The organism is Arthrobacter sp. NPDC097144 (genome assembly GCF_044762205.1).
Lineage (GTDB): Bacteria > Actinomycetota > Actinomycetes > Actinomycetales > Micrococcaceae > Arthrobacter_B.
In genome coordinates, this window is sequence record NZ_JBIWDW010000006.1 from 89,929 (window position 1) to 108,770 (window position 18,842).

The 18,842-nt window shown below is 64.5% G+C and carries 21 protein-coding genes; 6 read left to right on the forward strand and 15 right to left on the reverse strand.

The annotated features are described in order from the left end of the window. Nucleotides 1-21: 21 nt before the first annotated feature. Nucleotides 22-462 (forward strand): cytidine deaminase family protein, encoded by a 441-nt coding sequence (locus tag ACIQXM_RS14460; RefSeq protein ID WP_400932679.1) that lies wholly within the window; start codon nucleotides 22-24, stop codon nucleotides 460-462. A gap of 50 nt (nucleotides 463-512) precedes the next feature. Further along, complete coding sequence (locus ACIQXM_RS14465) at nucleotides 513-1,172, forward strand: maleylpyruvate isomerase family mycothiol-dependent enzyme (protein ID WP_400932681.1); 660 nt, start codon at nucleotides 513-515, stop codon at nucleotides 1,170-1,172. A gap of 181 nt (nucleotides 1,173-1,353) precedes the next feature. Here the strand turns inward: ACIQXM_RS14465 and ACIQXM_RS14470 are convergent, their stop codons facing one another. From ACIQXM_RS14470 to ACIQXM_RS14495, 6 genes are all read right to left on the reverse strand, one after another. Further along, nucleotides 1,354-2,331, reverse strand: a complete 978-nt coding sequence (locus ACIQXM_RS14470; protein WP_400932683.1) for an aldo/keto reductase — start codon at nucleotides 2,329-2,331, stop codon at nucleotides 1,354-1,356. A 78-nt stretch (nucleotides 2,332-2,409) separates the two neighbouring features. Beyond that, the gene (locus ACIQXM_RS14475) at nucleotides 2,410-2,727 is read right to left on the reverse strand and encodes a primase-like DNA-binding domain-containing protein (RefSeq protein ID WP_400932685.1); all 318 of its coding nucleotides are present in this window, start codon (nucleotides 2,725-2,727) and stop codon (nucleotides 2,410-2,412) included. Between the two features lie 83 nt (nucleotides 2,728-2,810). After that, nucleotides 2,811-3,659 (reverse strand): SDR family oxidoreductase, encoded by an 849-nt coding sequence (locus tag ACIQXM_RS14480; protein WP_400932687.1) that lies wholly within the window; start codon nucleotides 3,657-3,659, stop codon nucleotides 2,811-2,813. Nucleotides 3,660-3,699: 40 nt separating this feature from the next. Continuing rightward, nucleotides 3,700-5,673, reverse strand: a complete 1,974-nt coding sequence (gene dxs, locus ACIQXM_RS14485) for a 1-deoxy-D-xylulose-5-phosphate synthase (protein WP_400932689.1) — start codon at nucleotides 5,671-5,673, stop codon at nucleotides 3,700-3,702. Nucleotides 5,674-5,857: 184 nt separating this feature from the next. After that, on the reverse strand, nucleotides 5,858-8,683 hold the full coding sequence (locus ACIQXM_RS14490; RefSeq protein ID WP_400932691.1) for an aconitate hydratase: 2,826 nt from the start codon (nucleotides 8,681-8,683) through the stop codon (nucleotides 5,858-5,860). A gap of 324 nt (nucleotides 8,684-9,007) precedes the next feature. Then, nucleotides 9,008-10,318, reverse strand: a complete 1,311-nt coding sequence (locus tag ACIQXM_RS14495) for a class I SAM-dependent RNA methyltransferase (RefSeq protein WP_400932693.1) — start codon at nucleotides 10,316-10,318, stop codon at nucleotides 9,008-9,010. Between the two features lie 137 nt (nucleotides 10,319-10,455). On the opposite strand from ACIQXM_RS14495, the gene ACIQXM_RS14500 reads away from it, so the two are divergent. Together ACIQXM_RS14500 and ACIQXM_RS14505 are read left to right on the forward strand one after the other, a co-directional pair. Further along, on the forward strand, nucleotides 10,456-11,130 hold the full coding sequence (locus ACIQXM_RS14500; protein ID WP_400932695.1) for a potassium channel family protein: 675 nt from the start codon (nucleotides 10,456-10,458) through the stop codon (nucleotides 11,128-11,130). Further along, a complete protein-coding gene (locus ACIQXM_RS14505; RefSeq protein WP_400932697.1) occupies nucleotides 11,127-11,783 on the forward strand; it encodes a potassium channel family protein in 657 nt (218 codons plus the stop codon). The genes ACIQXM_RS14500 and ACIQXM_RS14505 overlap by 4 nt, the downstream gene beginning before the upstream one ends. Here the strand turns inward: ACIQXM_RS14505 and ACIQXM_RS14510 are convergent. From ACIQXM_RS14510 to dut, 4 genes are all read right to left on the reverse strand, one after another. Further along, the gene (locus ACIQXM_RS14510; RefSeq protein ID WP_400932699.1) at nucleotides 11,780-12,502 is read right to left on the reverse strand and encodes a DUF3159 domain-containing protein; all 723 of its coding nucleotides are present in this window, start codon (nucleotides 12,500-12,502) and stop codon (nucleotides 11,780-11,782) included. The genes ACIQXM_RS14505 and ACIQXM_RS14510 overlap by 4 nt on opposite strands. After that, the gene (locus ACIQXM_RS14515; protein ID WP_400932701.1) at nucleotides 12,499-12,855 is read right to left on the reverse strand and encodes a hypothetical protein; all 357 of its coding nucleotides are present in this window, start codon (nucleotides 12,853-12,855) and stop codon (nucleotides 12,499-12,501) included. The genes ACIQXM_RS14510 and ACIQXM_RS14515 overlap by 4 nt, the downstream gene beginning before the upstream one ends. Before the next feature lie 4 nt (nucleotides 12,856-12,859). Continuing rightward, nucleotides 12,860-13,630 (reverse strand): DUF3710 domain-containing protein, encoded by a 771-nt coding sequence (locus ACIQXM_RS14520; protein WP_400932703.1) that lies wholly within the window; start codon nucleotides 13,628-13,630, stop codon nucleotides 12,860-12,862. A gap of 61 nt (nucleotides 13,631-13,691) precedes the next feature. Beyond that, a complete protein-coding gene (gene dut, locus ACIQXM_RS14525; RefSeq protein ID WP_400932705.1) occupies nucleotides 13,692-14,207 on the reverse strand; it encodes a dUTP diphosphatase in 516 nt (171 codons plus the stop codon). 149 nt (nucleotides 14,208-14,356) lie between these two features. Between dut and ACIQXM_RS14530 the strand changes: the two genes are divergently transcribed. Further along, a complete protein-coding gene (locus tag ACIQXM_RS14530) occupies nucleotides 14,357-14,821 on the forward strand; it encodes a DUF3093 domain-containing protein (protein ID WP_400932707.1) in 465 nt (154 codons plus the stop codon). 62 nt (nucleotides 14,822-14,883) lie between these two features. Here ACIQXM_RS14530 and ACIQXM_RS14535 read toward each other — a convergent pair whose 3' ends face one another. After that, on the reverse strand, nucleotides 14,884-15,186 hold the full coding sequence (locus tag ACIQXM_RS14535; protein ID WP_400932709.1) for a DUF4193 domain-containing protein: 303 nt from the start codon (nucleotides 15,184-15,186) through the stop codon (nucleotides 14,884-14,886). Between the two features lie 309 nt (nucleotides 15,187-15,495). Here ACIQXM_RS14535 and sepH point away from each other — a divergent pair, with 309 nt between their 5' ends. Further along, nucleotides 15,496-16,980 carry a septation protein SepH gene (sepH, locus tag ACIQXM_RS14540; RefSeq protein ID WP_400932711.1) on the forward strand — a complete coding sequence of 495 codons (1,485 nt, stop codon included), beginning with the start codon at nucleotides 15,496-15,498 and terminating at the stop codon, nucleotides 16,978-16,980. Nucleotides 16,981-17,034: 54 nt separating this feature from the next. On the opposite strand, the gene ACIQXM_RS14545 is transcribed toward sepH, so the two are convergent. From ACIQXM_RS14545 to ACIQXM_RS14560, 4 genes are all read right to left on the reverse strand, one after another. Further along, nucleotides 17,035-17,229 carry a helix-turn-helix transcriptional regulator gene (locus ACIQXM_RS14545; RefSeq protein ID WP_400932713.1) on the reverse strand — a complete coding sequence of 65 codons (195 nt, stop codon included), beginning with the start codon at nucleotides 17,227-17,229 and terminating at the stop codon, nucleotides 17,035-17,037. Between the two features lies 1 nt (nucleotide 17,230). Next, the gene (locus ACIQXM_RS14550) at nucleotides 17,231-17,695 is read right to left on the reverse strand and encodes a hypothetical protein (RefSeq protein ID WP_400932715.1); all 465 of its coding nucleotides are present in this window, start codon (nucleotides 17,693-17,695) and stop codon (nucleotides 17,231-17,233) included. Nucleotides 17,696-17,739: 44 nt separating this feature from the next. After that, nucleotides 17,740-18,006: a GrpB family protein gene (locus ACIQXM_RS14555; protein WP_400932717.1), complete on the reverse strand. Its 267-nt coding sequence runs from the start codon at nucleotides 18,004-18,006 to the stop codon at nucleotides 17,740-17,742. A gap of 82 nt (nucleotides 18,007-18,088) precedes the next feature. After that, nucleotides 18,089-18,841, reverse strand: coding sequence for a thymidine kinase (locus ACIQXM_RS14560; RefSeq protein WP_400932719.1), 753 nt, complete (start codon nucleotides 18,839-18,841; stop codon nucleotides 18,089-18,091). Nucleotide 18,842 lies beyond the last annotated feature (1 nt).

Below are 18,842 nucleotides of genomic sequence, written 5' to 3' on the forward strand. Positions count from 1 at the left end.
AGGCGCGGCTAGCATAGGGCCGTGAATGAAAACCCAGCCCAGCCGACGCACACACTTCCGGCACTTGAGCAGGCCCTGATCGACCTGGCCCGCACGACCATCGACGCGACCACCGACGCCGCCCCCGATGAAGACGGCATCCACACCATGGGCGCAGCCGTCCGATCCGCCGACGGCCGCATGTTCGCCGGCGTCAACCTCTATCACTTCGCCGGCGGTCCATGCGCCGAGCTGGTGGCACTCGGGGCGGCCCGGGCTGCAGGCGCCACTGAGTTCACGCACATTGTTGCCGTGGCCAACCACGGCCGCGGAGTCAAGAGTCCGTGCGGACGGGACCGGCAGGTCTTCGCGGATTACTACCCCGACCTTCAGGTCATCATGCCGACGCCGGACGGACTCACCTGCATTGCCGCACGCGAACTGCTGCCCTTGGCCTTCAACACCCGGGGCGAGCAGGGTTAGGGCCCCTGAAATGTCTTCTGTGGAACGGAACGCACGGATAGGGTCCTCATATGTTCTCTTCCTTCAGGACCTCCCAAAACGGTTCCATCATCTGGCCGGTGGTGCAGGAGGAGCGCCGGGCATTGATCCAGGACCTGGAGGGCTTGCCGTCCGCCCAATGGCAGACCCCGTCGCTGTGTCCGGGCTGGACTGTCCAGGATGTGCTGGCCCACCTCACTGATACCGCAAAGACCACCAAGTTGAGCTTTGTGCGCGGCATGGTCACTGCCGGATTCGACTTTGACCGCGCCAACGCCTCGGGGATAGCACGTGAGCGAAGGGCGCCTTCCGGTGCCGCTCTTAGCGGGTTCAGGGCAGTTCAGATGCGGCGGACCGGGCCGCCGGCACCGCTTGCGACCCGGCTGGTCGAAGCCTTCATTCACGGTGAGGACATCCGGCGTCCGCTTGGAATCCGCCGGACGTATCCAGCTCCCTACGTCATCACTGCCCTGCAGCACCAGCTGAAAACGACCATCAAAATCGGAGGCGGCAAAGAACCTGCCGAGGGCTGGCGGCTGGTGGCCTCAGACGCGGCGTTTTCGCACGGGTCCGGCCCCGAAGTCCAGGGCCCGGTCATCGTCCTGCTGCTTGCAGTCTCCGGACGCCCGGTTCACTCCAACGAGCTGTCCGGCCCCGGGGCTGAAGCATTTCTTTCCGCCCTTGCGAAGTGACCTGGCCGCGAAGTGCCGAAGGACCAGCGTTAGGCGAGGGGTCCGGTCCGGAAGGGCCGGAGGGCCCGGGTTAGGCGGCTTTAATAATCCCGGCGAGCTCTGCGAGCGAGGGATTTTCGTTGCCGCCGTTCCGGGCCCACCGGCCCGCTCAAGGTGAGTCACCAAAGAAGGAAACGCAACCTTAGAACAAAGCAACCTTCGGCGTCTGCGGGAAGATCCGGTCCAGTTCTTCCAGATCCTTCTCCGACGGCTCCCAGGAAACAGCTTCGGCGTTCTGCTGGACCTGCTCCACCTTGGTGGCTCCCGCAATCACGGAAGCAACGGACGGCTGAGCTGCGAGCCAGGAGAAGGCCACCTGGATTTCGGTCAGTCCGCGGTCCTTCGCGAAGTCGCCAAACGCTGCCAGCTGGTCAAAGTCAGCATTTTCCAGGAGATTGGTCCGGGAGTGCGAGAGCCTGCTGCCCTCAGGAGCCTTGCCGCTGCTGTATTTTCCGGTCAACAGGCCGTTGGCGAGCGGGAAGTACGGCAGCACGCCCAGTCCGTACGCTTCAGCTGCCGGGGTTACCTCAAGTTCGGCACGGCGGTCCAGCAGGTTGTAATGGTTCTGGGCGGAAATGAACGGTGTATAGCCGCCCATCCGGGCGGTGAATTCGGCTTCGGCAATCTGCCACCCGGAGCGGTTGGAGTGCCCGATGTAGCGGACCTTGCCGCTGGTCACCAGATCATCCAATGCCGCGAGGGTCTCCTCGATGGGAGTCAGCGGGTCCGGGGTATGGAACTGGTACAGATCAATCCAGTCCGTGCCCAGCCGCCGCAGCGACGCCTCCGCTGCCTTCACGATGTAACGGCGGGAACCGCGGGCGTCGAAGTCGTTTCCGTTGACGCCCTTCATGTCCATTCCGAACTTTGTCGCCAGCACAACGTCGTCGCGGCGACTGCCCAGGGCCTTGCCCAGCATTTCCTCGCTCAGTCCGGGCGTGCGTCCGTAGCTGTCAGCAACGTCGAACAGCGTGATCCCGGCGTCAATTGCCGCGTTGATGACAGCGTCGGTCCCGTCCTGCGATTCCGTGGGTGTTCCCGGACGTCCCAGGTTGTTGCATCCCAGACCAACCGTGGAGACGGTCAATCCGGAGTTTCCAAGTCTGTTATATGAAGTCATGGGGCCAACGCTACCGAATATCAGCGTTTGTTGCGGCGGAACCTGCATCTGACCCGCGGCATGACGTTTGAAGAAGCGTCAACCGCTGAAAGGGAACGGGTTCGTATTGGGCCCGGGAGCCTTGTCTGTCTCCATGATGTACTGAACCGGAATCGGCCCCGTGGGAAGCACGCCTTCAAAGACCCGCTCCGAGTGCCGCCGCGCTTCCGGCAGGCCTGCCGCACGTGCGGCACCGTAGAAGTGCTGTGCGGATGCAGGCTCCCTGCCGGCATTTTCGCACCAGACCATGTACATGCCGTAAAGGTCGGCGGCAGGAACGGTCTCGGTTTCGTCGAGTCCAGCTAGAGTGCATTCGTTGAAGAACAGGTTGATGTGATCTGCGTTGTGCTCAGGCATACTCCGACACTAAGCAAAATTGCACAGGCAGGAAAGCCTGCGTGTACCAATCAGAAATATATACAGCGGTTGCTGTTCTCCACTCACCCCTGAAGCAGGTATTCTTCCAGCGCCAGCGGGGCAGTTCCGGTGAGGCGCTCAATGTCAGAGCTAACCTCCGCCATCTCACCGGCCGCGACGGCCGCGTAGGTGCTGACCCAGGCCTCGATCTGCCATTTCTCCACATCGCTGCCCCGGCGGGATTCCATCGCTTCTTCCACCGTTTCATTGCGGAAGCGCACCTCTGAACCGGTCACCCGGGTCAGGACCGCGGCGATTTCTTCAAAGGTCAGCGCCTGAGGACCGGTGAGCGTGTACACCGCATTGGCGTGCGCCTGCGGGTCCACCAGGATCCGGGCAGCGGCACGGGCCACATCCGCCCGCGCCACGGCGGCCAGCCGGCCGTTGCCGGCCGGACCGCGGAGCAGCCCGTCACGCCCCACGAAAGACGGCAGGACGTCCTGGTACAGGCAATCCCGGAGGAACGTGTACTCCACCGACGTGGACTTGATGTACTCCTCGGTGTCCCAGTGGTCGCGGGCAAGCGTAAAGACAGCGTCCGGTGCTGCTCCCATGAAGGAGGTGTACACGATGTGATGCACACCGGCGTCAACGGCGGCGTCCACGAAGGTGCGCTGGTCCTGGCGCCGGTACCGGCTTTCCGCCGCGGAGACCATGAACAGTGTGCGGACACCCTCCAACGCACGGGCGGAAACTTCACGGTCCGAGTACGTGATGGCGTACGACGGCGTGCCGGGAAACTCCGGGAGCCTGGCTGTATGCCGCGCCAGCAGTCTCTGTCGGATCCCTGCTTCTGCCAGCAGCCGGGCCACGGCGCCGCCGAGTGCTCCGGTGGCGCCGGTGACCGCTACGTCCGGTTGTTCCTGTGCCATGGTGTCTGCTCCTCGCCGTTGCCGTTGCCGCGGAATGCGCCTACTGGATTTTCGGGATTTGGCCGGTGGGCATTTCCTGCCCGGGAAGCGGGCGGGCAAACGGCACCTTTGTTCCCAGGACCTGCGCGACGACGTCGTTGGCCACCTGCCGGGCCGTCAGCCCGACGCGTGCCAGAACTTCCCCGCGGGTGCCGTGGTCAAGGAATTCCACCGGAAGACCCACTTCGTTCAAAGCTGTATCCACTCCCGCGGCACGCATTTCCTGGCGGATCCTGGAACCGACGCCCCCGGCGCGCACCCCATCCTCAATCACGATCACAATCCGGTGCTCGGCTGCCATGCGGATAATGGAGCGCGGCACGGGCAGGACCCAGCGGGGATCCACCACTGTGGAGCTGATGCCCTGGTCCCCGAGCCGTCCTGCCACCTGCAGCGCCATTTCGGCCATGGCGCCCACACTGACAATCAGGACATCGTTGGACTTCTCGCCGCTGGGACGGCGGGCAAGGATATCGACACCGTCGGAAGTGCGTTCCAGCGCGTCCACGTCCGGTCCTACCGTGCCCTTGGAGAAACGGACCACACTGGGCGCGTCATTGATGGCGACCGCCTCGCGCAGTTCCTCCTTCAGCCGGGTGGCGTCGCGGGGGGCGGACAGGTGCAGCCCGGGGACGATCTGCAGCATGGACATGTCCCACATGCCGTGGTGGCTGGCGCCGTCGGGCCCGGTGACTCCGGCACGGTCCAAAACGATGGTGACGCCCGCCTTGTGCAGGGCCACGTCCATGAGCAGCTGGTCGAACGCGCGGTTGAGGAACGTGGCGTAGAGCGCGACGACGGGGTGCAGCCCGCCGAAGGCCATGCCCGCCGCTGAGGTGAGGGCGTGCTGCTCGGCAATGCCGACGTCGAATACCCGTTCCGGATGCTTTTCAGCGAACCGGTGCAGGCCCACCGGAATCAGCATGGCGCCGGTAATGCCCACGATGTCCTCGCGCTCATCGGCAATGTCAGCGATTTCCGTGGCGAAAACTGAGGTCCAGGACTGCTTTCCGCCGGGTTCCACAGCCTTTCCGGTCTCAGGATCTATGATTCCGACGGCGTGGAACTGGTCTGCCACGTCGGCACGGGCCGGCGCATAGCCGCGGCCCTTTTCCGTCATGGCGTGGACCAGGACCGGACCGCCGTAGTTCTTCGCCTTGGTCAGTGCGCGTTCCACGGCGGCCATGTCATGTCCGTCGATGGGACCGATGTACTTCATGCCGAGGTCCTCGAACAAGCCCTGAGGAGCCCACCAGTCCTTAATCCCGCGTTTGGCAGCATGGAGGCTGTGGTAGGTGAATTTGCCCACCGGGCCGCCGTGCTGGAGCCGGTTCTTCCACCAGCCCAGGGTGTTTTCGTAGGCACGGTGGGTACGGACGGCGTCGAGGGTGGGGCGCAGGGACGCGAGGTAGTCGGCGAGGCCGCCGATGGTGGGGGCGTAGGAACGCCCGTTGTCGTTGACCACGATGACGACCCGGCGGCGCTGGTCAGCAGCGATGTTATTGAGGGCTTCCCAAGCCATGCCGCCGGTCAGTGCGCCGTCGCCCACCATGACCACGGTGTAGCGGTCCCCTTCGCCGGTGAGCTGCCGGGCGCGGGAGATGCCGTCTGCCCAGGAAAGCGAGGAGGAAGCGTGGGAGGATTCCACGATGTCGTGTACGGACTCGGCCCGCGAGGGGTAGCCGGACATCCCGCCCTGCTGGCGCAGGGTGGAGAAATCCTGGCGTCCGGTGAGGATCTTATGCACGTAGGACTGGTGGCCGGTGTCAAAGACAATGCTGTCCCGGGGCGAGTCGAAGACCCGGTGGATTCCCACGGTCAGTTCCACTACACCCAGGTTGGGTCCCAGATGGCCGCCGGTCTGGGCCACATTGCTGATCAGGAAGGACCTGATCTCTTCGGACAAACGTTCCAGCTGCTCCGTGGAGAGTTTGCTCAGGTCCCGCGGATCACGGATGGTTTCCAGAAGTCCCAACGGGCGCCTCCCTTGCTTTCAGGCAACGGCACTGCACACCGTCACAACGATTTAACTCTAACGCTTGAGGAAGCGCCGCCGGTTCCATAAGAGGCAAAGAGCCCCGCCTCACGAGTCCAAATGCTCGTGAGGCGGGGCTCCGCATTTCCCGGCTCCGTATCAGCGGACCCGGAAACGCTGCGTGTTACTTGGCAGTGATCTGTCGCAGTACGTACTGCAGGATGCCGCCGTTGCGGTAGTAATCCGCTTCACCCGGGGTATCGATGCGCAGGACCGCGTCGAAGGAGATGGCTTCGCCGTTCTCCGGGGTGGCGGTAACCTTCACGGTCTTGGGCGTGTTGCCGTTGTTCAGTTCGGTCACGCCGGAGACTGCAAAGGTTTCCGTGCCGGTCAGGCCCAGGGACTCGGCATTGACGCCGGCCGGGTACTGCAGCGGCAGGACGCCCATGCCAATGAGGTTGGAGCGGTGGATGCGCTCGTAGCTCTCGGCAATAACAGCCTTGACGCCCAGCAGTGCGGTGCCCTTGGCTGCCCAGTCACGCGAGGAACCGGAACCATACTCCTTGCCGGCCAGGACAACCAGCGGAATGCCGGCGGCCTGGTAGTTGACCGAGGCGTCGTAAACGGCTGCCTGCGGTGCATCGGCCTGGCTGAAGTCACGGGTGAAACCGCCCTCAACGCCGTCGAGCAGCTGGTTCTTGATGCGGATGTTCGCGAACGTGCCGCGGATCATCACTTCGTGGTTGCCTCGGCGGGAGCCGTAGGAGTTGAAGTCCTTGCGCTGAACACCGTGGTCCAACAGGTAACGGCCTGCGGGGGTGTCGGACTTGAAGGAACCGGCCGGGGAGATGTGGTCGGTGGTGACCGAATCGCCGAGCTTCAGCAGGACGCGGGCGCCCTCGATGTCGGTTACGGGCTCCGGCTGTGCCTTCATGCCCTCGAAGTACGGGGGCTTCCGGACGTACGTGGACTCCGTATCCCACTCGAAGGTTGCACCTTCGGGGGTGGGCAGGGACTTCCAGCGGTCGTCGCCTTCGAAGATGGTGTCGTAGCTGTTGCTGAACATCTCCTTGTTGATGGAGGCGTCGATGATTTCCTGGACCTCGACCGGGTTCGGCCAGATGTCCTTCAGGAAGATATCGTTGCCGGCTTCGTCCTGGCCCAGCGGGTCATTCTCGAAGTCGAAGTCCATGGTTCCGGCCAGGGCGTAGGCAACTACCAGCGGCGGGGAAGCCAGGTAGTTCATCTTCACGTCCGGGTTGATGCGGCCTTCGAAGTTGCGGTTACCGGAGAGCACAGCGGTGACGGCGAGGTCGGCTTCCTGGATGGCCGTGGAGATTTCGTCTTCCAGGGGACCGGAGTTGCCGATGCAGGTGGCGCAGCCGTAACCGACCACGAAGAAGCCAAGCTTCTCGAGGTAGGGAATCAGGCCGGACTTCTCGTAGTAGTCGGTGACTACCTTGGAACCCGGAGCAATCGAGGTCTTGACCCACGGCTGCGTTGCCAGGCCCTTTTCGACGGCGTTGCGGGCCAGCACTGCTGCCGCCATCATCACCGACGGGTTGGACGTGTTGGTGCAGGAGGTGATCGACGCGATCGACACGGCGCCGTGGTCCAGCTCGAAACTGCGGCCGTCGGCCATGGTGACCGGAACCGAGTTCACGGAGCGTTCGGCCGGGGCGTCGGCCTTTGCGACCAGATCGTGGCCCTTGTCTTCCACCTGAGTGGCATTGGCGTTGAACGACGGCGCGTCCGAGGCCGGGAAGGTCTCTTCCAGCGCCTCGTCAACGGTGCCGCTCTCGGCGTCAACGCTCTCGTGGACGTAGTTCTTCAGGTCCTTGCGGAACTGTTCCTTGGCGTTCGTCAGTTCCACGCGGTCCTGCGGGCGCTTCGGTCCGGCGATGGAGGAAACCACCGTGGACAGGTCCAGTTCCAGGTACTCGGAGTACTGGATCTCGACGGACGGATCGTGCCACAGGCCCTGTTCCTTGGCGTAGGCCTCAACGAGGGCCACGTTCTCTTCGGACCGGCCGGTCAGCCGCAGGTATTCCAGGGTGACGTCATCGATCGGGAAGATCGCAGCGGTGGAACCGAACTCGGGGCTCATGTTGCCGATGGTGGCGCGGTTGGCCAGCGGCACAGCGCCGACACCCTCGCCGTAGAACTCCACGAACTTGCCGACGACGCCGTGCTTGCGCAGCATTTCGGTGATCGTCAGAACGACGTCGGTGGCGGTGGCGCCGGCGGGGATTTCGCCGGTGAGCTTGAAGCCGACAACGCGCGGGATCAGCATGGAGACGGGCTGGCCAAGCATGGCAGCCTCGGCTTCGATGCCGCCAACGCCCCAGCCCAGTACGCCCAGGCCGTTGACCATGGTTGTGTGGGAGTCGGTGCCGACGCAGGTGTCAGGGTAGGCACGCAGGACGCCGTCAACTTCACGCGTCATGACAGTGCGGGCCAGGTACTCAATGTTGACCTGGTGGACAATGCCCATTCCCGGGGGAACTACCTTGAAGTCATCGAAGGCCGTCTGGCCCCAGCGAAGGAACTGGTACCGCTCGCCGTTGCGCTGGTATTCGATTTCCATGTTGCGCTCGAGCGCACCGGAGTTGCCGAAAGCATCAATCTGGACGGAGTGGTCAATGACCATTTCCGCAGGGGCCAGGGGGTTGACCCGCTTGGGGTCTCCGCCCAATTCAGCCACGGCCTCACGCATGGTCGCCAGGTCCACAATGCAGGGAACGCCGGTGAAGTCCTGCATGATCACCCGGGCAGGGGTGAACTGGATTTCAGTGCTGGGCTCTGCGTTTGCATCCCACTGTGCAAGTGCACGCACGTGGTCCGCGGTGATGTTGGCACCATCTTCGGTGCGCAGCAGGTTTTCCAGCAGGACCTTGAGGCTGAACGGAAGGCTCTTTGCACCTTCGACGGAATTCAACCGGAAAATTTCATATTCGTTTCCGCCGACGTTTAGTACGCCTTTGGACCCGAAGCTGTCCACATTAGTCATAATAGGACTCCTCTCGCCACCGTTTTATCTTTGTCCAGCGGTCCGCGGCATGCCAGTTAGGTATCCCTAACCGGCAGCCACGGGGGACGGCAGGAAAATGGGTGGACTATTTTCTCTGCCGGAAGGCCCCCTGCCGGACGAAAAAATCTTCTCCGCTCAAGCGGATAAAGCTCCCCTACACGGCGCGGATCTGCACAACTGCTCTTATACTATCGGTTACACGGGCCTGTGAGCCCGAAGACAGCCCCGAGCCGCCCGCCAATTTTGGCCCTCGGCTCCGGGAGTCGCTTTATGACGCAGAGTAACCGGCGCCGGGTGCGGCTGTTAGGGGCGGGTCAGGACGGCGAAGGATTCCATGTGGTGGGTGTGGGGATACAGGTCGAAGACCCGCAGCGAGTCCAGCTGCCAGCCGAGGTCCTGAAAGTAGCCCAGGTCGCGGGCAAACGACGCCGGATCGCAGGACACATAACCCACAACGCGGGGTGCGGCGGCGTTGATCCTGGCCACCACATCCTTGCCTGCGCCGACGCGCGGCGGATCCAGCAGGACGACGTCGAGCCGGCCCTCGTAGGCAGCCAGCGCTTTGTCCACGCGTCCCTGCAGGATCTCCACCTGCGGGGCAGCAAAGAGATTCTTGCGGGCGTCGCGGCTGGCGGACGGAGAACCTTCCACGGACAGCACGCGGCCGGTTTCGCCGACGGCGTCTGCCAGCGGTGCCGTGAACAGTCCGGCACCGGCGTACAGGTCCGCTACCTGCTCGCCCGGCTGGAGCTGCAGCCCTTCCAGGACGGCCCCCGCCAAGGTGGCGGGCGCACTGCGGTGAATCTGCCAGAAACCGGCGCCGGTCACCCGGTAGTCATGGCCCAGCACATTTTCAGACACCCAGGTGCGGCCGCGGAGCCGGTTCAGGGTGGACGTTTCGGGATCCCAGGAGGCAATGGAGGTTCCCTCGGGAAGGGCGGAAGCAATCCGGCCCAGAGCCTTGGGATGGGCGCCTTCAGCAGGAATAAGGAGTACCAGCGGAGCGCCCGAGGACGGAACGGCCACCTCAACGCGGGAGACCCCGCTGAAGTCCACGTCCCACAGCTGCAGATCATTGACAGCGTCAACGGCCAGCGGCATGCGCTGGACCGGGATGAGTTCATCGGAGCGGTGGGCGTGCATGGCCAGCCGACCGCCCGGAGCAACCGAGAAGCTTGCGCGGGTCCGCCAGTGCAGTCCGTCTTCGCGTTCGTCCAGGGCCGGTTCCACCGTCACACCGCGGTCCACTTTGGCGAGGCGGTGCAGCTGCTCCGCGAAAATCTGTCCCTTGAGCTCGCGCTGCACGGACAGGTCGATGTGGCCGAATTCGGCGCCGCCCACCGGCAGGCGCCCGCGGGAGGCTGCACGCAGCGCGTCGGCTTCGGGCCAGAAGTGCTCCACCCGGCCCGGAGCTGCTTCGAGCACCTCGGTGACGTCCGCGCGCCAGAACTTGGCGCCGTCGCCCGCTTCCGTCAGGCGGGCGCGGACCCGCTCACCCGGCAGCGCATGGCGGACAAAGACCACCCGGCCTTCGTGGCGGGCCACAAAGTGGCCGCCGTGTGCGGGCGCGCCGATGGTGAGTTCGATCTCGGATTCAGTGGTGTCGGTCGTCATAGTGCCGGATACTTCCTGATGGAGCCTAAAAGACCATCACACCATGTCCCTGACCCGGGTGCATATTCGCCCGGGTCCGGGGTCTATGCTGGCGGTTGGGTTTTTTCGCAGCAGATCATCAGGAACCGAGGTAGCAGGTGGCCCATTACGTCATCATGGGGTGTGGACGCGTAGGCGTATCCCTCGCCCACACACTGGACAATGCCGGCCACACGGTGGCCGTCATTGACCAGGACGAGAGGGCTTTCCGGCGCCTGCGCCACACGTTCACGGGCCGGAAGGTCACCGGCGTCGGCTTTGACCGGGTAACCCTCAAAGAGGCCGGGATCGAGGAGGCCTACGCTTTTGCAGCGGTGTCCTCGGGCGACAACTCAAACATCCTTGCCACCCGCGTTGCCCGCGAGACGTTCCATGTCCCCCATGTTGTGGCGCGGATTTACGACCCGGGACGCGCTGAGATCTACCAGCGCCTGGGCATCCCCACAGTAGCCGCGGTGCGCTGGAGTGCGGATCAGGTCCTGCGGCGCATCCTGCCGGAACAGAGCATCAACGGTGACTTCCGCGAGTCCTCCGGCCGGCTGATCCTGGGCGAACTGTCCCTGCATGAGGGCTGGATGGGCGCCACGATCAGCGGCATTGAACAGGCCGCCGGTGTGCGCATCGCGTACCTGACCAGGTTCGGCGAGGGGATACTCCCCCGGCCTGACACCAGTTACCAGCAGGGCGACGTCCTGCACGCCATGATGAACGTGGAACGCACCAGCGAAATCAGCCGCATTCTGTCCGTCGCGCCCGTCAAGGAGATCCAGTGAAAGTCGTCATAGCCGGGGCCGGCAGCGTGGGGTCCTCCATCGCCAAGGAGCTCCTGTCCCACAAGCATGAAGTTCTCCTGATTGACGAGAAGCCGGAGGTGGTGGGACGCAGCGGACTGTTGGGCGCCCACTGGCTCATCGGGGACGCGTGCGAGTTGACCACGCTGAAGGATGCCCGGCTCGAGGAAGCCGACGTCATGGTGTCCGCCACCGGCGACGACAAGGTTAATTTGGTGGTGTCCCTGCTCGCCAAGAGCGAGTTCGGCGTGGCACGCACCGTGGGCCGCGTGAACAACCCCAAGAACGACTGGATGTTTGATGATTCCTGGGGCGTGGATGTGGCGGTCAACACGCCCCGCCTGATGACGGCCCTCGTGGAGGAGGCAGTGGAGGTCGGCGACCTGGTGCGGCTGCTGACGCTGCAGACCGGCGTCTCCTCCATGGTGGAATTCACCGTTCCGGCGGATTCCCCGCTGACGGGCCGGACGCTGGGGTCCATTGACTGGCCGCTGGACGCCGCTGTCACCGCCATCCTGCGCGATGACGCGCCCATCACGCCAAGCAGCGATGACGTCATCGAGCCCGGGGACGAGCTTTTCTTTATCTGCACGATTGCCGCCGAGGACCAGCTGCGGGCGGTCCTGCTTCCCTAGGGGTTTTGCTGCGGCAGCGGCCGGGACACCACCCAGGCCAGCCAAAGCCCCAGCGCGTAGAGGGGCACTCCCATGGCCAGGCGCATGGTGCCGAGGGCGCCCACATTGTCCGCCAGATAGAGCGGAAGCTGGACCCCCAGGCGCAGTCCAAAGACCGCGATAATGATCCAGGTGGCCAGTGCGTAGGCACGGGTCCGCTTCCGGCTGGCGCGCCATTCCACATTCTCGCCCCGGATAAATCCGAACAAGAGGCCGGCCACCGGCCAGCGGACGGCAATGGACACGGCAAACGCCAGGATATACGCGGCGTTGAGGTAGAAGCCCGGCAGGAAGAATTCCGTCCCGCTGCCGCTGCGCAGGGCGACGACGGCGCAGATCACTACCCCGATCACCCCGGTCAGCGACTGCATCAGCGGGCGCTTCTGGACGAGGTTGGCCACCGAGAAGACGCCGGCCGAGGCCACCGCTGCGGCCAGCGGCAGGTAGAGCCCGGACGTCAGGGTAAAGAGCAGCGTAAAGAGCAGGCCGGGCACAATGGCTTCCGCCAGGCCCCGGATTCCGCCCACAGACCTGAGCACGTCGATCTGGCCGTCATCCTTACGCTCCACGCCGGCACGGGCGGCGTAGGCGCCGGCTACGTCACCGAAGCTGGGCTGCTCGCCGCTGTTGCCCTCGCCCGTTGAGGGTTCGGGCCGGTCGCTGCCGGGTCGCTCAGTCATGTTTCATTCTCCGGACGTCCGATGATTTCATAGCGGGGGTTGTAAATGGTGGGGTAATTTCCCACGGTGCTGACCATGCCTTCGAAGGCCAGCTGGGTACCGGCTTCCACCCCGGGCACCCGCCGCTGACCCAGCCAGATAAGACGGACGCGTGCACGCGGTTTCCGCGATGCCGGATCCCGGTACGCCGCGTCCCGGTCCTCCACCATCGCCGTGAAGCGCGGAGGTTCCGTCGCCGGAACCAGGGTGATGGACTCTACGTAGCCGCCGCTGTACACCCGGCCGCGCTCGGGCAGAGCGCTGACGTGCACCGGCGCCTGCTTGCCGGGCGGGAGGGATTGCTGGGAGGGCATTCGGCTAGCCGATGGTCGTGATCTCGGGGCCCCGCTCGGGAGGAGCGGGGCGGTCCGATTCTTCGGTGCGCTTGGGCAGGGGCGAAGCATCGCGCGGCAGCCGCAGCTGCAGCAGGTCCCGCGGCGGCAGCGGCTGTTCGCCGCGCACCACCACTACGTTCCGGAAGACCGTTTCCAGCGGCTTGGCAGCCTCGGGGTTCAACGCTGCCGGTCCGCCGAAGACACCGCGCAGGAACCAGCGGGGCCCGTCAACGCCTACAAACCGTGCCACCCGGTAGCCCTTGGAGCCGTCCTGTGCCTGGGCAGGAACCTTGGCCAGCAGTTCGGTGCCGAAGACGCCGGCAATCTCATCCACGGTGCCGCCCTGCGAGCCCACGGATTTGCCGATCTGTCCGCGGATGTCGTCCCAGAGGCTCTCCGAGCGCGGTGCAGCGAATGCCTGGAGCTGCAGGCTGGACCCCTCAAGGTCCAGCGTTACGGCCACGACGCGCTGGGTTTTTTCTTCTACTTCCAGACGCAGCTGCAGACCCGGGGTTGCAGCGATGCGCAGCGCGCCCAGGTCCACGTAGCCATCCAGGGACGGCTTGTCTGCGGCGTCCCACGGGCCCGCGGCCGGTGTTGCCTCCGAACCGCTCATAACGTCGGAGGATGCCGAACCGGCAGCTGCAGATCCCGAAGCCCCGGGGGCTTCGCCCTGCTCCTTGCCGCTCTGCTCCTCGCCGCTCAGTTCCTGCTTGTTTTGTTCCTGCTTGTTTTTCTTCCGCCCAAATGCCATGACCGGGTTCCTCTCTCTTATGGGGAGGGCCGCGCGCTGCCGGCCCCCGGGGACAGCCGCTCTAGGCAGGCAGTGCAGTGAAACCGCCGGTGGAACCGAATCCTCCGGTGCCGCGGACGGACTCGGACAATTCATCAACGAGTTCAAAAGACGCCGTCTCCACCCGCTGGATTACCATCTGGGCGATCCGGTCACCCCGGCTCAGGGTGATGGAATTGGAGCTGTCCGTGTTGAGCAGCGTGACACTGATCTCGCCGCGGTAGCCGGCGTCGACCGTGCCGGGAGCGTTAACCACCGTGAGGCCGTGCTTGGCGGCAAGGCCGGACCGGGGATGGATAAATGCCGCATAGCCGAAAGGAAGTGCCAGGGCCACTCCGGTGGGAACCAGCTTGCGCTCCCCCGGTTCAAGGACCAAGTCAACGCGTGTGCGAAGGTCCGCTCCGGCGTCGCCCGGGTGGGCGTACGACGGCGGTTCCAGCCCGTCGTCGAGCATTTTCAGCTGCACGGTCATGGTGGGGCCTTCTTCAAACACCAGTGTCTCCGACTTTCCTTGTGTGGTTCCTGGTACGCGTTCCAAGCGGATCCGCGCGCGCCCCGGATGCCTCCAGGGAATACCGAACCTCACTTTAGCGCGTTTTCCTGACGCTTCTCCGTACGCGCCAAACCGGCAATCCGCCTGCCCGGGTCCAAGATGAAATGCCGGCATAAAAGTGCCAAGCTAAAGGTATGTCATCCCCCTCTTCCCAGACCCCGGCCAGCACCGTCTTATACACGGAGCGGCTTCTTCCCTCTTTTTGGATCTGGGTGATGGTCTTCGGGGCCGCCTGCGCCAGCATCCTTGTGTTCCTGCCGATCAGCGTCGAAACCGGGATTATTGCCGCCGTCGTTTTTGCGGCAATCATGGTTACTCTTCTGCTGCTGTCCACTCCCACCATCCGGGTTACCGCGGACACCCTGCAGGTGGGCAAGGCCGAAATTGAGCGGCGCTACGTCGGCGCTGTGGAAGGCTTCCGGGGGGACGACGCCACCTACCAGCGCGGCCGCGGATTGAACGCGACCGCCTTTATGTGCTTCCGCGGGTGGATTTCGCCGGTGGTCAAGATCGAAATCACCGACCCCGCAGACCGCACGCCCTACTGGCTCACTTCCACCCGTCATCCGGAAGAGCTGGTCCGCGCGCTGAACAGCTAGGACCGCGGTGCAGGTGGCGGATGCGGGCCGGCCGCCTGCACGCCGAAGGCTGCGGCGGGCCCTCAGCCCTCACAGTCGATGCAGTAGTACAGCCCGTCTTTCTCAGCAGCTATCTGGGATCGGTGCCGAACCAGGAAACAGGATGCACAGGTAAATTCGTCAGCCTGTGCAGGAAGGACCCGGACCAGGAGCTCTTCCCCGGAGAGGTCCGCGCCGGGCAGTTCGAAGCTGTCTGCCGCTTCAGTCTCGTCTTCGTCCACAACCGCCGACTGCGTGGTGGCAGTCCTGCGTGTTTTGAGTTCCTCAAGGGATTCCTCGCTGATGTCCTCGTCGGTCTTACGCGGCGCATCATAGTCAGTCGCCATAATTAGTACTCTCACCATCCGGTCGAGTTTTCGGGAGGGGTAGTCGGGCCGACCTGCCGCTGGACCGGCAAGCTTCTTCGGCTCTGAGGTATCAACGCAATGAGCTGGGGTTTTGTGCCCGTAAACCCGAGATTTTTGCGGACCCGGAAGCAAAACACCACACCGTGGCTCCGCCGGGGCGGCGGGAGGTCAAAAACACATGGCTCCCGCCGGGGCGAATCCGCGCCACACCCGCGCAAACAGTAGGCTTTCGGCCCGCCGGGTGGCATTGTTTCCAGAAGGAATTGCTATCGGGTGGAGGATTGGTTCATGCAGGATCTACGTCTCGTGGGTGTCCATGAGGGTGGCGAGCATTTGCTGCTCAGCGGCAAGGGCGGAGAGACTTTCCGCCTGCGCATGGATGAAGCGCTTCGGGTGGCAGTATCCCGCTCCATGCACCGCTCCACCGCGGCTGCCGCACGCCCCGAGGGTCCGGCCATGGCGCCGCGCGACATCCAGGCCAGGATCCGGTCCGGTGCCAGCGCCGAAGAAGTTGCTGAAGCTTCCGGCCTGGACCTCGCGCACATCCGCCGCTACGAGGGTCCGGTCCGTGCCGAACGCGACTACGTAGCCCGGCAGGCACAGTCCGTTGAGGTGGCAGCCCCTCTGTCCGCCGCACATGACGGCTACCGCAGCACTTTTGGGGACAGCCCCGTGAATCTTGGCGATATGGTCAATCACCGGCTCAAGGCCTTCGGCGTGGATCCGGACAGCGTCAAGTGGGACGCCTGGCGGCGCCCCGACTCCACTTGGGATGTGGTGGCGCGGTTCGATCTGCAGGACGCTTCACAGGTTTCAGTAGGTGAAGAACCACCTGCCCGCTGGACCTTCAGCCCCCTGCGGAAGAGTATTTCCAATGCCAACCGCTGGGCCCAGCTGCTGAGTGAGCTGGAACCCCTGGACTCCCCGCTCCCGTCCCGCAGGCTTACCGCTGTTGCAGACCGCGTCTTTGATTTCGAGGCCGCCGCGGCTGAAGAAGACGTGGAAATCGTAGAGGCTGACGAGGACAACGCAAATCTGCTGGAGGTCCTGCGCTCCCGCCGCGGACAGCGGCTTGGCACCGATGAAGACGGCGATGACGCCCTGGCCGCAATGCTGGCCAAGGGCAGCATCCCGGCGGCCCATCCCCGTGACGGGCATTCCGACGCGGATGACCCCGCTTCCAACCGTCCCCGCACCGGCCATCTCACCCTGGCGGCCCCTGGCCCGGATACCGCTCCGGATGCCCCGGACACCGTAGATGCGGACCGGCTGCCCGGCGACATCAACCAGGACACCCGCGAACTCAGCGCCCTGACCAGGCCGCTCCGCCGCCGCAGCGACGCAGGAACCGGTGCCGGCGAAAAGTCATCGCCGGACCGAAAGGCCGCGGCATCGCGTACGGAAGCCTCGAACTCCGAACCCGCAGGCAACGCCGGGGCGGCGACCGGTTCCGCAGCAGAAGCCGGCAGCGGCATCACGGCAGCCGCGAATACGGCGCTTTCCCCTGCTTCAGGGGATGCTGCTGCTCCAGACACCGACAATTCATCCGGCGCAGCTGCGGCCCGGGGCAAGGCCAAGACCGGGGGCCGCAAAGGCGGCCGGACCGACTTCCCCTGGGACCGGGTGGGTTCCGGCGCCGGCCGCGCTGATGCGGGAACAGGTGAGGACGGTTCCGGCAAGGATGAGAGCGGCACCGACCGCCGTGCGGTCAAACCCAAGCGCTCCTCGGTACCCAGCTGGGACGACATCGTCTTCGGCACCAAGGGCGACTAGCGTTCACGCCGGGGGCTTAGCCGGTGCCTGGGACGTTCCGGGCACGCCTGAGGACTAGTCGTCGGGAATAAACAGGTCTTCGATGGAACTGCCGAAGAGAGATGCGAGCCGGAAGGCCAGCGGCAGGGACGGATCAAACCGTCCTCGTTCAATGGAGATAACCGTCTGGCGTGAAACGCCCAGCTCATCGGCGAGGTGCTGCTGGGACCATTTCCGGTTCGAGCGGAATTCCTTGACTCGATTGCGCACGTCAGCCGTTGCGCCGCTGCAGCAGATAGCGCACGCCAAAAAGAGCGGCGCACAGGATCAGCACGGCCGGCAGCACAAGCTTCAGGTCCACGGCAGTTTCTCCCGGCAAGAACGCGAAAACAGTCCCCGCAACTCCAAGTATCAGGATGAGATCGGTGAAGGAGCGGGACGCCGCTTTCTCGTACCAGCCGGCCTCAATCGAATCATCCGGCCGGTCGACCGCACCCTCGATGGTGTTGCGGTCAACAATTGCCGCGTAGACCAGAAGGACTGCCGGTAACGTAAGGCAAGCCGTGAAGACCCAAAAGACAAGCACCGGATTTGCCGCTGAGACGCCCGTGAGCACGGCCAGCCATCCTCCGCCTGCTCCGAGGAACAACCCGCAGGGCAGAGCAACTGCCATGGCCGGCACCCGGCCGGACCCAAACCTCGCCTGCCCCCATTTGGTGCGTGTTTCAGTTCCCATCCCGCTCTCCCCTTCCCTTGGTTGGCGCGCTTTACATGTACAGGTCACTTTACATGGATAGCGTGCTTTACACCCGGGCAGTCGTCAAAGGTTCCGGCCATCCCTGGCACAGACAGGCGGTATCCGGCGTTTTCAAGGGTGCGTACGGCAGCCGTTACGATGCCCGGCCGCACAATGATGTCTATGTCCAGAACGGGTTTTGCCGGCAGGTCCGGAACCGAAGTCGAGCCCACATGCTCAATGGACTCCACCGGCAGCCGGAGAGGATATCCGCAAGCTCCGCGGCGATGTCGGCGAACTGCCGCGCCCACTCGGGAGAATGCTCCACAACGGTGATGCCGTTGCCGTGCCGGTCTGCCATGGGATCATACTAGGCCCCGGAACCCGGGCTCCTCAGGGAATGCGGGGATGAACCGCGCAGACGTCCAGGGTGGCCGGAGAATCATCTGCAGCGGAGATCGACTCCGCCTGGTGGGCTGTGACCCGGCGCATGTAGTGCCGGCGGCAGAGAGTTTCATATCCCACGACCGGCGCTGTTTCCACGGCTTCCGCAGAGAACAGGGGCTCCTCGGTGACACCCGGTGCCGCTCCGGCAGGTGCCGCGGCGGGAGCATGCTTGCCAACGTCGCCCACCACCACCTGGTCGCCTTCCACCACCATCACGCCGTCCACGGTCCGGGCATTGTGGGTGGCCCGCCTGCCGCACCAGCACAGCGCCCTGACCTGGAGCACTTCGGTCCGGTCAGCGAGTTCGATCAGCCGCTGGGAGCCCGGGAAAAGACGGGTGCGGAAGTCGGAGGTGATGCCGAAGGCAAACACATCCACGCACAGCTCATCCACTACACGCGCCAGCTGCTCCACCTGGTCCGCGGCATAGAACTGGGCCTCGTCACAGATCAGGTAATCCACCGGGAAACCTGCCCGGCGGCGGTTCGTCACTTCGTCCCAGAAATCCGTGGCGTCCGTGACCTCCACTGCCGGGGTGCGCAGACCCAACCGTGAGGAAATCATTGACTCCCCCGCCCGGTCGTTGCGGCTGAACAGGATTCCGCCGCGGCCGCGGGCACTGTGGTTGTAGTCCATCTGCAGTGCCAGCGTGGATTTTCCGCAGTCCATGGTTCCGGAAAAGAAAACAAGCTCAGCCACT